Annotated in this window: 13 protein-coding genes and 1 riboswitch; of the genes, 8 read left to right on the top strand and 5 right to left on the bottom strand. The window is 68.1% G+C overall.

Annotated elements, in window-relative coordinates; genetic code table 11:
• Positions 1-7: 7 nt before the first annotated feature.
• From B9N75_RS01415 to B9N75_RS01405, 3 genes are read right to left on the bottom strand one after another with little or no spacing between them, the layout of a single operon-like run.
• The gene (locus tag B9N75_RS01415; RefSeq protein ID WP_085217183.1) at positions 8-1,630 is read right to left on the bottom strand and encodes a pilus assembly protein N-terminal domain-containing protein; all 1,623 of its coding nucleotides are present in this window, start codon (positions 1,628-1,630) and stop codon (positions 8-10) included.
• A 1-nt stretch (position 1,631) separates the two neighbouring features.
• Positions 1,632-2,648, bottom strand: coding sequence for a Flp pilus assembly protein CpaB (cpaB, locus tag B9N75_RS01410; protein WP_085217182.1), 1,017 nt, complete (start codon positions 2,646-2,648; stop codon positions 1,632-1,634).
• A 46-nt stretch (positions 2,649-2,694) separates the two neighbouring features.
• Positions 2,695-3,162: an A24 family peptidase gene (locus B9N75_RS01405; RefSeq protein ID WP_085217181.1), complete on the bottom strand. Its 468-nt coding sequence runs from the start codon at positions 3,160-3,162 to the stop codon at positions 2,695-2,697.
• A 48-nt stretch (positions 3,163-3,210) separates the two neighbouring features.
• Between B9N75_RS01405 and B9N75_RS01400 the strand changes: the two genes are divergently transcribed.
• On the top strand, positions 3,211-4,149 hold the full coding sequence (locus tag B9N75_RS01400; RefSeq protein WP_085217180.1) for an alpha/beta fold hydrolase: 939 nt from the start codon (positions 3,211-3,213) through the stop codon (positions 4,147-4,149).
• Between the two features lie 2 nt (positions 4,150-4,151).
• Entirely contained in the window at positions 4,152-5,270 is a 1,119-nt protein-coding gene (locus B9N75_RS01395; protein ID WP_085217179.1) for an NAD(P)/FAD-dependent oxidoreductase, read from the top strand.
• On the opposite strand, the gene rnhA is transcribed toward B9N75_RS01395, so the two are convergent.
• Together rnhA and ispH are read right to left on the bottom strand one after the other, a co-directional pair.
• Positions 5,243-5,692, bottom strand: coding sequence for a ribonuclease HI (gene rnhA / locus B9N75_RS01390; RefSeq protein WP_085217178.1), 450 nt, complete (start codon positions 5,690-5,692; stop codon positions 5,243-5,245). The two genes, B9N75_RS01395 and rnhA, sit on opposite strands and share 28 nt — an antisense overlap.
• An 11-nt stretch (positions 5,693-5,703) precedes the next feature.
• Positions 5,704-6,684, bottom strand: coding sequence for a 4-hydroxy-3-methylbut-2-enyl diphosphate reductase (ispH, locus tag B9N75_RS01385; RefSeq protein ID WP_425292404.1), 981 nt, complete (start codon positions 6,682-6,684; stop codon positions 5,704-5,706).
• A 72-nt stretch (positions 6,685-6,756) separates the two neighbouring features.
• On the opposite strand from ispH, the gene B9N75_RS01380 reads away from it, so the two are divergent.
• The 6 genes from B9N75_RS01380 to gcvPB all read left to right on the top strand — a co-directional run bounded on the left by B9N75_RS01380 (position 6,757) and on the right by gcvPB (position 12,993).
• Complete coding sequence (locus B9N75_RS01380; protein WP_244552394.1) at positions 6,757-7,395, top strand: hypothetical protein; 639 nt, start codon at positions 6,757-6,759, stop codon at positions 7,393-7,395.
• A gap of 25 nt (positions 7,396-7,420) precedes the next feature.
• On the top strand, positions 7,421-8,251 hold the full coding sequence (locus B9N75_RS01375) for a metallophosphoesterase (RefSeq protein WP_085217176.1): 831 nt from the start codon (positions 7,421-7,423) through the stop codon (positions 8,249-8,251).
• 50 nt (positions 8,252-8,301) lie between these two features.
• A riboswitch (glycine riboswitch) is annotated at positions 8,302-8,393 on the top strand.
• Positions 8,394-8,560: 167 nt separating this feature from the next.
• Positions 8,561-9,667 carry a glycine cleavage system aminomethyltransferase GcvT gene (gcvT, locus tag B9N75_RS01370; protein WP_085217175.1) on the top strand — a complete coding sequence of 369 codons (1,107 nt, stop codon included), beginning with the start codon at positions 8,561-8,563 and terminating at the stop codon, positions 9,665-9,667.
• Positions 9,664-10,035 (top strand): glycine cleavage system protein GcvH, encoded by a 372-nt coding sequence (gcvH, locus tag B9N75_RS01365; RefSeq protein ID WP_085217174.1) that lies wholly within the window; start codon positions 9,664-9,666, stop codon positions 10,033-10,035. The genes gcvT and gcvH overlap by 4 nt, the downstream gene beginning before the upstream one ends.
• Before the next feature lie 31 nt (positions 10,036-10,066).
• Complete coding sequence (gcvPA, locus tag B9N75_RS01360; RefSeq protein ID WP_085217173.1) at positions 10,067-11,425, top strand: aminomethyl-transferring glycine dehydrogenase subunit GcvPA; 1,359 nt, start codon at positions 10,067-10,069, stop codon at positions 11,423-11,425.
• A complete protein-coding gene (gene gcvPB / locus B9N75_RS01355; RefSeq protein WP_085217172.1) occupies positions 11,422-12,993 on the top strand; it encodes an aminomethyl-transferring glycine dehydrogenase subunit GcvPB in 1,572 nt (523 codons plus the stop codon). The genes gcvPA and gcvPB overlap by 4 nt, the downstream gene beginning before the upstream one ends.
• The last annotated feature ends 14 nt before the right edge of the window (positions 12,994-13,007 follow it).

The raw sequence follows: 13,007 nt of genomic DNA, 5'->3' as shown, positions 1-13,007 counted from the left end.
TGCCGGATCAGAAGCTGAAGCCCGGGGTGGGGGCGGCGGGCTGCTGCGGAGCGGTCCGCTGCGGCGGAAGCTGCGCCTGCTGCATGCGCTGGGCATCCGGCGCAGGCGGCTGCGGCACCGAGGCGTCGCTGATGACACCGATGCCGGGCGCAACCGTCTGCGGCGGGCCGACGCGCGGCTCCGGACGCTGCTCGCCGCTGCGGGCGTCATGCTGCTGGTCCAGCAGCACGCGCTCCGCATCGTTGGCGGTGCGGAAGCCGTCGGTCGGCAGCGCGATCTGGCTCGCCGATACCGGCTTCACCAGATACGGCGTGACGATGATCATCAGCTCCGTCTCGTTGCGGCGGAAGCTAGTGGAGCGGAACAGCGCGCCGATGATCGGCAGATTGCCCAGGAACGGCGCCTTCTCGACCCCGTTGTTCGAGCTGTTGCGCAGCAAGCCGCCGATCATGAAGCTCTGGCCCGAGCCGAGCTCGACCGTCGTTTCCGCGCGGCGGGTGCTGAGCGCCGGGATCTCGATCCCGCCGAAGCGGATCGCGCCCTCGCTGGTGAGCTCCGACACTTCCGGACGCACGCGCATCGAGATGCGGCCGCCGTCGAGGACGGTCGGCGTGAAGGCGAGACTGACGCCATATTCCTTGAACTCGATCTCGGTACCGTTGAGGCCGCTCGTGGTCGCGATCGGAAATTCGCCGCCGGCGAGGAAGCTGGCGGTCTCGCCCGAAAGCGCGGTCAGCGTCGGCTCTGCGAGCGTGGTGACGAGGCCGGTGTTCTCGGCAAGATCGAGCGTGCCCAGCACGTCGAGGCCGAGTAGGCGGCCCGCCGCGCCGAGGCTCGTCGCGCCTTCTTTGTTGTTGAACGTATAGTTGGTGCCCAGCCGCGTCGGCAGGCCGGTGATCGGATTTATCGGACCGTTGATCGGGCTGATCGTGCCCGCGTTGCCGCGGCCGATGCCGAACAGGAACCCGCCGCTATTGTCGTTGGTCAGCAGGTTGACGCCGATCTCCTTGACCAGCGTGCGGCTGACCTCGGCAATCTTGACCTTGAGCATCACCTGCAGCGGCGTGGCCGTCCGTAGACGATTCACGGGCAGGATGCGCAGACCTTCGGTAGCATTCGGGTTGACGCCGGGGTTGAGAACGGTGCGCACGAGCATCTCGGCCTGCGCGCTGTCTTCCGGAGAAGCCACGGTGCCGTTGATGACCGCGACCTGGCCGACATAGGTGACCGAGATGTTGGCATCGGGCATCGCGGCCCGCAGCACGTCGTTGATCGAACTGATGTTCTGGCTGACCCGAACCTTGGCACCGTAGACGACGCGGCCGTCGGCGCCAGTCGCGATGATCGTCGCTTCGCCGTTCGCCTTGCCGAACAGGCCGATCTGCCGCGAATTGTTGATCTGGACATCGGCCACGTCGGCGTTCGAGGTCCAGACATTCGCCACATTGCGGGGAAGCGAGACGAGCTCGCCTTCGCCGATGGAGAGGAACAGCTCGGTCGTCGGCCGATAGCTGCCCGCCTGGGACTGGGCGAGGGCGACGGCGGGCATGACGCCGCCGATGCTCGTCGCGATCACCGCGGTCATCGCCGTGGCGACGCCAAAGCGGCGGAGAAGATTTGCGTGGTTCATCTTACTTCGCTCCCACCGGGACGACGGTGACACTGTTGCCGCGGGCGACGCGGACGATCGGGCCGGCCGGGACGGCGGGGGCAGCGCCGGCAGGGGCGGGGACGCCTTCCTGCAAGACGGGGCCCTGCGCCGGCTTGGCCGGGACGGTGCGGCGGGCGAAGCGCGAGACGTCCGCGCCCGTCGTGAAGGTTGCGCCGCCGCCCTCGCTGGGGCGATTGGCGACCGCTAGCAGCATCTTCTGCTCGGCGGCGGGATCGTCACCGTCGGGCACGTTGACCTCGCCGGCGGCGATCGCCCGTTCCAGGTCCGCGCTGTTGTCGGCGATCGAGCGCAGCGACAGCGAAACGGTGCCCAGCGTCTGAGCGACGGCGATCTTCTCGGCGATGCGCGGCGTGGTCTCGAGCGTGACGGTGGAGGTGGAGTTGACCACCGGCTTACCGTTCTCGTCGGTGCCCGACATCCGCTGATCCGTGGCGAGGACGCGAACGTTGCTCAGCACCGTCTCGGCGACGCGGAGCGGCGAACCATCGCCGCCACCGGCAACCTCTTGGGTGAGAACGACATCAACACGATCACCAGGGAAGATAAAGCCGGCAACACCGCTAGTGCTGGACACGGCAACCGTGACGGCGCGCATGCCCGGGCCGAGCGCCGCGGCAAGGAAGCCACGCTCGCCGGGCTTGATCAGCGAGCCCTGGGTGAGCGGCTGGCCGGCGGTGATCTCGTTACGTACCACCGTGCCGATCAGCGACGCGGCGTCGGCGCCGTTCGCTTTCACGAAGTAGACGGGCTGAACGAGCTCTTCGGGCCAGCGCTGGTAGCGCAGTGCCTCGGCATCGATGATGGTGCCGACGGGCAGCGGGCGGGTGGCGACCAGGATTTCGGGTCCGTTCGCCGGCACTTGCGCTGCCGCGGCCTGGGGCGCCGCGGCGCCGGTGAACATGTTCTTGGCCATGATGGCGGTCATCGCCGCAATGGCGAGCGCGCCGACCAACAGCACGATCTTCTTCACATCCATGACGCTGACGCCTCCTGCCCCGGCCATCGCGGCCCGGGCTCTCTATTCATCCGAATTGGTTAAGATAGCGTTCGCCGATCAACCAGAAGCCGCCGAACGCGATTGCGACTCCGTAAGGAATCTTCAGTTTGCCCTCCGCGCGGGCAAGCCGGTGACGGAGCGCCATGGCGATCGTGAGCGCGCCGCCGGCGAGCGACATGACCACCAGCAGCTCCAGCATGGCCAGCGGTGGTAGCCACAAGGCGAGCGCGGCGAGGAGCTTCACGTCGCCGCCGCCCATCGCGCCGAAGCGGAAGGCAATGGCGAAGAGCAGGAAGACGACCAGCGCGGCGCCGATCTGGATGCCGATCTCGGCAAGGCCGAGCCCGGACGCGATCCAGAAGGGAATGGCGGCCAGCGCGATCGCGCCGTTGAGCCAGTTGGGGATGCGCCGCTCACGCACGTCGCCGATCACCGCGACGATCAGCATCGCCGCGAGCACGGCCACCAGCAGGTCGGCAAGTCCCCCGTTCATGCCAATGCCTACTAGACGTGGTTACTTTCGAATTCGTAACCAGCGGTCATGCTCGCTCCGCCCTTCGACCGCCGCGCGATTCCCGCCGGCGCTGCGCTGTCCGAATGGCGCGCTTCCGACGGCTGGACGATCCGGCGGCTGGACTGGCCGCCCGTGGCGGGGAGCGGCACGCGGGGCAGCCTGATCTTCGCTGGCGGGCGGGGCGACTTCATCGAGAAATATCTCGAAAGTTTCGCGCACTGGCAGGGGCTTGGCTGGCAGGTAACCGCGTTCGACTGGCGCGGGCAGGGCGGATCGGCAGGCGATATCGAGCGCGGGCATCTCGACAGCTTCGATCCGCTGGTGGCCGACGGCGCGGCGCTGATCGCCGACTGGATCGACGCCACCCCCGGCCCGCACGCGCTGATCGCGCACTCGATGGGCGGGCATCTCGCGATGCGTATCCTCGCCGAGCGCCGCCCGGCGCTCGACGCCGCGGTGCTGGTCGCGCCGATGCTGGCGATCAATTCGGCGCCGCTCCCCGAGTTGCTCGCGCCGTGGGTGGCGACCGCGGCCGCGCGGATCGCCGGCAAGCGCCCGGCGTGGCGGGAAGGGCCGGCGGGGTCGCCCTCGGCCAAATTCAGGCAGGTCTATCTCACCGGATCGGCCGAGCGGTTCGACGACGAGCAATGGTGGAAGGGTGAGCAGCCGCGCTTCTCGCTCGGCCCGCCGACTTGGGGCTGGCTCGCCGCCGCCTACCGCTCCGCCGCGATGCTGACGCCGCGGGCGCTGGCCGGGGTTTCGCTGCCACTACTCTTGATCGGGACCGACAAGGATCGGCTGGTGAGCCCGTCGGCGATCCGCCGCGCGGCGGGCCTGGTGCCGGGCGCCGAGCTATTCATGTATCCGGATGCCGCCCACGAACTGCTGCGCGAGAGCGATCCCGTCCGGCTCGACGCCTTCGCCCGCATCGACGCGTTCCTCGACCGGCACGCGCCGGCGCGGTGACAGTGCGCTACGACATTGCGGTGCTCGGCGCTGGGATCGCCGGCGCCAGCATCGCGGCGGAGATCGCCCCGTATGCCTCGGTGGTGCTGATCGAGGCGGAGAGCCAGCCCGGCTATCATGCGACAGGGCGCTCGGCGGCCTTTTGGTCGGAGACCTATGGCGGCCCCGCGGTGCAGCCGTTGACCAGCGCTTCGGGGCCGTTTCTCGCTCAGCCACCCGGCGACTTCGCTGACCGACCGTTCCTCTCGGAACGCCGCGAGCTCCATCTCGCGCGCGATGCGGCGGGGCGGGCGGCGCTGGATGGGTTCGAGTCGCAGTTCGCGGGCAGCGGCGTCGCGCTAGATCGTCTCGATCGATCTGCGGTGGCAGGCCTGGTGCCGGGGTTACGGAGCGATTGGACCGACGGTGTATTGGAACCTAGCTGCACCGACATCGACGCCGCTGCGCTCCACGTCGCCTATCTTCGTGCCGCACGCGCTTCCGGCGCTGCGCTGATGACCGATGCCCGTGTCGAGGCCGCGCAGCGGGTATCCGACGGGTGGGGGATCGATACCCGCGCTGGCCCGGTCGAGGCAGGCATCATCGTCAACGCCGCGGGGGCTTGGGCCGATGCGGTGGCGTCGGCGTCCGGCGTGCGTCCGCTCGGCCTCAAGCCCTATCGGCGGACTATGGTGCAGCTTCGCGTCGATCCGCCCGCCCCGGAGGATATGCCGCTCGTCATCGATGCGCTGGGCACTTTCTATTTCAAGCCTGAGACTGGCGGGCGGCTGTGGCTCAGCCCGCACGACGAGACGCCCTGCGATCCGTGCGACGCCGCGGCGGAGGAAATCGACGTCGCGACGGCGATCGCGCGGCTTCAGGAGGTGGTCGACTGGCGGGTCGAGCGCGTCGAGCATAGCTGGGCGGGGCTGCGCACCTTCGCGCCCGATCGTCTTCCGGTCTATGGCTTCGCGCCGGACGCGGCGGATTTCTTCTGGTTCGCGGGGCAGGGCGGGTTCGGCATTCAGACTGCGCCCGCGGCGGCGAAACTGGCGGCGGCTCTGCTGCTCGGCCGCGCGCCCGACGCGATGGTGGCCGCAATCGATCCCGCGCCTTACGCGCCTGGCCGCCTAACGAACTGAAGCGCGGCCGCGCAGGCAAGCTGGTCGGCGCGTTCGTTCTCCGGGTGGCCGGCATGGCCCTTCACCCAGCGCCAATCGATCCGGTGCGGCGTCACGGCCGCGAGCAACTCCTGCCACAGCTCGGCATTCTTCACCGGTTTCTTGTCCGCGGTGCGCCAGCCGTTGCGCTGCCAGCCGTGGATCCACTTGGTGATGCCGTCGCGGACATAGACGCTGTCGGTGGTGAGCGTCACGTGGCAGGGGCGGTTGAGCGCTTCCAGCGCGCGGATCGCGGCGGTCAGCTCCATCCGGTTGTTGGTGGTCCTTTGCTCGCCGCCGGAGAGCTCCTTCTCGCGTGCGCCGGAACGGATCACCGCGCCCCAGCCGCCCGGCCCCGGATTGCCCTTGCAGGCGCCGTCGGTGAAAATCTCGACTTCGGTCATCGGTGCTTGGGTCAGGCCGCCTGCAACGCGCGGGGCAGCTTGAACACCATGCGCTCCTCCACGCCCTCGACCGCAGTCTCGGTGACATCGAAATGCTCGGCGAGACGGTCGACGACCTCGCGGACGAGCACCTCGGGCGCCGAGGCGCCGGCGGTGATGCCGAGCGTCCGCACCCCCTCAAGCCAGTCGAGATCGATCTCCGCGGCGCGCGCCACCAGCCGCGCCCTCGCGCCCTCGCGTTCCGCGACTTCGACGAGGCGGACAGAATTGGAGCTGTTCGACGCCCCGATCACCAGCATCGCGTCACACCGCTTGGCGATCGCCTTCACGGCGCCTTGGCGGTTGGAAGTGGCGTAGCAGATGTCCTCGCCGCGCGGCGCCTTGATCGCCGGGAAGCGCGCCTGCAGCGCCGCCACGATCTCCGCCGTGTCGTCCACCGAAAGCGTCGTCTGGGTGAGGAAGGCGAGGCAGTCGGGATCGGCGACCTCCACCGTCGCGACGTCCTCGATTGTCTCGATCAGCGTCATCTGGCCCTCGGGCACCTGTCCGAACGTGCCAACCACCTCCGGATGGCCGGCATGGCCGATGAACAGGATGTGACGCCCCTGATCGACCAGCCGCTCGGCCTGGCGGTGCACCTTGGAGACGAGCGGGCAGGTAGCGTCGAGATATTCGAGTCCCCGCTCCTCCGCCTTGGCCGGCACCGCCTTGGGAACACCGTGCGCCGAAAAGACCACCGGAACGCCGTCTGGCACCTCGTCCAGCTCGGCGACGAAGATCGCGCCCTTCGCCTTCAGCGTGTCGACGACATATTTGTTGTGGACGATCTCGTGCCGCACATAGACCGGCGCGCCATAGCGCTCGATCGCCAGCTCGACGATCTGGATGGCGCGATCGACACCGGCGCAAAAGCCGCGCGGTGCCGCGATGAGCAAGGTGAGTGCGGGTTTCGAAGCCATGTGCGGCGCGTCTACCGGATTGCTTGCGGGCATGAAAGCCGCTTCCTATGATCCCGCCGCTCTGGCAGGGGTGATTGCTGCTTCATAGATCGAGGATCGTCTTTCGTGTTCAAGACCACAGCGGCGGGCGCCGCCTTATCTCTTCTGGCGCTCGCAGGATGCAGCTCCGACGGCCAGATCCAGGCGACCGGCATCACCGTGACGCGTTCGGCCTGCCCGGCGGTCGCGATTCCCGCCGCGACCGGCGACGTGACCCTGTTCAACCCGCCGACCAGCCGCGACGCGAGCGCGATCGACGTTGTCGCCAACATCTCGAACCTCCGCGCGACCTGCGACGAGAGCGGCGAATATGTGCAGAGCAACCTGACCTTCGAAGTGTCCGGCCGGCGCAGCGACGCCAGCGGCGCGCGCGAGGTGGTGCTGCCTTATTTCTCGACCGTCGTGCAGGGCGGATCGAACGTGATCGCCAAGCGCCTCGGCCGCGTCGCGCTGCGCTTCGAGGACGGCCAGCTCCGTGCCTCGACCACCGCGACCGCCAATGCGCAGGTGCTGCGTTCCGCCGCCACGCTGCCGGAGGATATCCGCAAGCAGGTGACGCGCGAGCGCAAGCCCGGCGATGCCGACGCGGCGCTCGATCCGCTGTCCGATCCCGCCGTCCGCGTCGCCGTCCAGCGCGCGACCTTCGAAGTGCTCGTCGGCTTCCAGCTCACCGAAGACCAGCTCCGCTACAACGCGACCCGCTAAAGCGCAGGAATAGGGGAGGCGATCGGTGCGAGTCCTCGTCGCGCTGGTCGTCGCCACACTCTTTGTGGCGGCCTTGGGTTATTCCAATGCTATCGCCGAGCCCGTGGTGCGTCGCGCGTTCGTGGGTATGCCGGATTGGTCGGACGCGACCCCGCCGCTGCGCATTGCCCTGCTTAGTGACCTCCACGTGGCGGGTCCGGACATGCCGCCGCAAAGGCTCGCCGCTATTGTGGCGCAGGTGAACGCGCAACGGCCGGACATGGTGCTGCTGGCGGGCGACTTTGTCAGCGACAAACGTGTCGCGACGCGGCGGTATTCTGCTGACGAGGCGGTTGCGCCGCTGGGGAAGCTGGCGGCGCGCTATGGTGTCACGGCGGTGCTTGGCAATCACGACCACTGGCGCGACGCGGACGCGTTTCGACGCGCGCTGCCGGCGGTTGGGGTGCTCGTCCTGGACAATCAGGTCGCGCGGCGCGGGCCATTGCTGGTGGCGGGTTCCGACGACGATTTCACGGGCCATTCGGATGTGCCGCGGCTGACAGCAGCGGTTGCATCCGCGCGCGGGCCGGTCATCGCGCTGTCTCACAGTCCGGACATCACGCCAGAACTCCCCGAATCCGTTCGTCTGGTGTTTGCCGGCCACACGCATTGCGGCCAGATCCGGCTGCCCTGGATCGGTGCGGTCGCAACGATGTCCCGGCATGGTGAGCGTTACGCCTGCGGTTTGGTTCGTGATGGAAATCGTACGGTGATTGTCAGTGCCGGGCTCGGCACGAGCCTCCTGCCGCTGCGCTTCGGAACGCCGCCGGATTTCTGGATCGTGACGATAGGGCCGGAAGCACGCCAGGCCCGTTGACTCGGCTCTGGCGACGCGCCACAGCGGCGTCGTCGCCGCCGGTTTCCGGCGGGTGGCGCGCGGGAGAGGGCGGTTCGTAAGAGCCGCCGCCGAAGGAGCAACCGCCCCGGAATCTCTCAGGCAAAAGGACCGCGCGGCCGCAAGGCGCTCTGGAAAGCGGATGGCGCGAACGCGCGGCATCCCACCGAAGGGGTAAGTCGTCGCAAAGGCGGTGACGAAAGCTCTCAGGTCCAGTGACAGAGGGGGCGTCGGATGCTGACGCGGCCTGCTGCGGGCCGCGGTCCGACGGCCACGGGAGCGCGCTGAACGATGACCGATCAAACCCTTCCGCTGGATGCCTGGCACCGCGCGCACGGTGCGCGGATGGTGCCGTTCGCCGGCTATGAGATGCCGATCCAGTATGAAGGCATCATGGCCGAGCACAAATGGGTGCGCGAATCGGCGGGGCTGTTCGACGTCAGCCACATGGGCCAGATCATCATCGCAGGGACCGGGCTCGATGCGGCGCTAGAAGCGCTGCTGCCGGCCGATCTCAAAATCCTGAAGGACGGGCGGCTGCGCTATTCGCTTCTGCTCAACGCCGAGGGCGGGATCATCGACGATCTGATGGCCACGCGGCGTGGCGACACCTTCTACCTCGTCGTCAACGGCGCGACCAAGGATGGCGACATCGACCATCTGAAGGCCAAGCTGCCGGCCGGCGTGGTGCTCGATCATATGAAGGAGCAGGCGCTGCTCGCGCTGCAGGGGCCGAAAGCGGTGGACGCGCTCGAGCGGATCGCGCCCGGTGTCTCAGAACTCGGCTTCATGCAGGGCGGCGCCTACGAGGTGGCGGGGATCGCCGCCTGGGTCAGCCGGTCGGGCTACACCGGCGAGGACGGGTTCGAGATTTCGGTGCAGGCGCGCGATGTGGAACGTGTCGCCGATGCGCTGCTGGAGCAGCCCGAGGTGAAGCCGATCGGGCTGGGCGCGCGCGATTCCCTGCGGCTCGAAGCGGGGCTGCCGCTCTACGGCCATGATCTCGACGAACAGACGACGCCCGTCGCCGCGGACCTGACCTTCGCCATCTCCAAGCGCCGCCGCGGCGAGGGTGGCTTTCCGGGCGCCGAGCGCATCCTGAAGGAACTGGAGGGCGGATCGATCCAGCGCCGCGTCGGCCTGCGCGTCGAGGGCCGCCAGCCGGTGCGCGAGGGCGCGATGGTGCTCGATGGCGAGGGCAATGAGGTCGGCCGCGTCACTTCGGGCGGCTTCTCACCCAGTCTAGAGGCGCCGATAGCGATGGCTTATGTGCCGCTGGCGTCCGCGGCGCCCGGCTCGGCCGTCACGCTGTCTCAGCGCGGCAAGCTTTTCCAGGCGGAGGTCGTGCCCATGCCCTTCGTCCCCCACCGCTATCACCGCAAGGGAGCGCCGCAATGAGCGTCTATTACACCAAGGAGCATGAGTGGATCGCGATCGAGGGCGACCGCGCGACCATCGGCATCACCGATTATGCGCAGGGCCAGCTCGGCGACATCGTGTTCGTCGAACTGCCGCAGGCGGGGACGCAGGTGAAGAAGGGCGGCGACGCCGCGGTGGTCGAATCGGTCAAGGCGGCGAGCGATGTCTATGCGCCGGTCTCAGGGGAAGTGACCGAGGCCAATGCCGCGCTGGAAGCCGATCCGTCGCTGGTCAACAGCGCGGCGGAGAGCGACGGCTGGTTCTTCAAGCTCATCCTCTCAGACAATCACGAGCTCAGCGAACTCATGGGCGCCGACGAATATAAGGCTTTCTGCGACAGCCAGTAATTTGTGGCGAACTTGCTAGGATAGATTCTCGATGCGCTACCTTCCCCTGTCCGATGCCGACCGCGCAGACATGCTCGCGGTCGTCGGCGCCAAGTCGATCGACGATCTGTTCGTCGACGTGCCGGAGGCGGCGCGGCTGACCGGTGCGATCCGCGATCTGCCCGATCATGCCAGCGAGCTTTCGGTCGAGCGCCAATTGGGCGCGATGGCGCGCAAGAACATGGTCGCGGGCGAGGTGCCCTTCTTCCTGGGCGCGGGCGCCTATCGCCATCACATACCCGCCAGCGTGGATCACATCATCCAGCGCGGCGAATTCCTGACCAGCTACACGCCGTATCAGCCGGAAATCGCGCAGGGCACGCTGCAGGCGCTGTTCGAGTTCCAGACGCAGGTCGCGCGGCTCTATGGCTGCGACGTGGCCAACGCCTCGATGTACGACGGCTCGACCGCCTGCTGGGAGGCGATCGTGATGGCGCGGCGTGTGACGCGGCGCGGCAAGGCGATCCTCTCGGCCGGGCTCCATCCGCATTACGTGTCGCTCGCCAAGACGATGGCGCGCTTCACCGGCGATGCGCTGGAGACCGCGCTGCCGGCGCTGGAAGCCGAAACCGACGCGGAGCGGCTGCTGGGCGCGATCGATGGCGAGACGAGCTGCGTCGTCGTCCAATATCCCGATATCTTCGGCCGCATCGCCGATCTCTCGCCGATCGTCGAAAAGGCACACGCCAATGGCGCGCTGGTGATCGCGGTGGTGACCGAGCCGGTCGCACTCGGCCTCATCAAGTCGCCCGGCGAGATGGGTGCGGACATCGTGGTGGGTGAAGGCCAGTCGATCGGCGTCGGCCTCAATTTCGGCGGGCCCTATGTTGGCCTGTTCGCCTGCAAGGAGAAATTCGTCCGCCAGATGCCGGGCCGGCTGTGCGGCGAGACGGTGGACGCGGAAGGCAAGCGCGGCTTCGTGCTGACGCTGTCGACCCGCGAGCAGCATATCCGCCGCGAGAAGGCGACCTCGAACATCTGCACCAACGCGGGCCTCTGCGCGCTCGCCTTTTCGGTGCACATGACGCTGCTGGGCGAGGCGGGACTCCGGCAACTGGCCGAACTGAACCATACCAAGGCCGCGGCCGCGGCAGAGCGGCTGTCGAAGGTGCCGGGCGTGAGCCTGGTCAACGAGACCTTCTTTAACGAATTCACGCTCCGGCTGTCGGTCGAGGCGCGACCGGTGGTGCGCACGCTGGCCGATCAGGGGGTGCTTGGCGGCGTTTCGCTGGGCCGCCTCTATCCGGGCGTGGACGCGCTCGAGAAGGGACTGGTGGTCGCAGTGACGGAGACCGTGACCGAAGAGGATGTCGAAGCGCTGGCCGACGCGCTGGAAGGAGCGCTGAAATGAGCATCAATCAGAGCGGATGGCGCCCCGAGCGCCCCGAAGCGGGCGATGCCGCCGGCGCACCCACCTTCACCGGCAATCGCGCGCTCATGCTGGAAGAGCCGCTGATCTTCGAGATGGACGAAGCGGACGGCTGCGGCGTCGACTTCGAACCGGTCGCGCGGCCTGCCGGCCGGATCGGGAATCTCGCGCGCAGCGCACCGATCGGGCTGCCCGGCCTGTCGGAGCCGCAGATGGTGCGGCACTACACGCGCCTCAGCCGGCAGAATTACGCCATCGATCTCGGTCTCTTCCCGCTCGGCTCGTGCACGATGAAGCACAATCCGCGGCTCAACGAGCGGATGGCGCGGCTACCGGGTTTTGCCGACATTCATCCGCTCCAGCCGGTCGATACGGTGCAGGGCGCGCTGGAATTGATCGCGAGCCTCGGCGAATGGCTGGTGAAGCTCACCGGCATGCATTCGGTGGCGATGAGCCCCAAGGCTGGCGCGCATGGCGAATTGTGCGGTCTGCTCGCGATCCGTTCGGCGCTGGAAGCGCGCGGCGACGCCCGCGAAGTGATCCTCGTGCCCGAAAGCGCGCATGGCACCAATCCCGCGACCGCGGCCTTCTGCGGCTATCGTGTCGAGAATATCCCGGCGACCCCCGCCGGGCGGGTCGATCTGGAGGCGCTGAAGTCGCGGCTGGGGCCGGACGTGGCGGCGGTGATGATCACCAACCCCAACACCTGCGGCCTCTTCGAGCCGGAGATGATCGCGATCTCTGAGGCGTGCCATGCGGCGGGAGGCCTCGTCTATTGCGACGGCGCCAATTTTAACGCGATCGTCGGCCGGGTGCGTCCGGGCGATCTCGGCATCGATGCGATGCACATCAATCTCCACAAGACCTTCTCCACCCCGCACGGCGGCGGCGGGCCGGGTTCCGGCCCGGTGGTTTTCTCGGAAGCGCTGACGCCCTTCGCGCCGTTGCCCTTCGTCGAGAAGCAGGGCGATCACTACGTCCTCGTCGAGGAAGAAACCGTCGGCGAGCATCACGGCCAGAGCTTCGGCCGGATGACCGCCTTCCACGGCCAGATGGGCATGTTCAGCCGCGCATTGAGCTACATCCTGAGCCACGGCGCGGACGGGCTGCGGCAGGTGTCGGGCGATGCGGTGCTCAACGCCAATTACGTGCTGCGCAGCCTCGACGGCGTGCTCGATGCGCCGTTCGGCGCGAGCGGGCCGTGCATGCATGAGGCACTGTTCAGCGACAAGGGTTTCGCGGGCGGTCTCAGTACGCTCGATCTCGCCAAGGGGCTGATCGACGAGGGCTTCCACCCGATGACCATGTATTTCCCGCTGGTTGTTCACGGCGCGATGCTGGTCGAGCCGACCGAGACTGAGAGCAAGACGGCGCTCGATCAGTTCATCGGCGCACTGCGCAGCGTCGCCGAGCGTGCGAAGGCCGGCGATGAGACGCTGAAGGCCGCACCCGTCCACGCGCCCCGCCGCCGCCTCGACGAGACGCTGGCCGCGCGCAAGCCTGTGCTGGTGTGGAAGAATTCGGTCGAGACGGCCGAGGCGGCGGAGTAAGCAGCGGGCCCTGG

This window comes from Allosphingosinicella indica, from assembly GCF_900177405.1.
Lineage (GTDB): Bacteria > Pseudomonadota > Alphaproteobacteria > Sphingomonadales > Sphingomonadaceae > Allosphingosinicella > Allosphingosinicella indica.
This window is presented reverse-complemented; position numbering and strand designations above follow the sequence as displayed.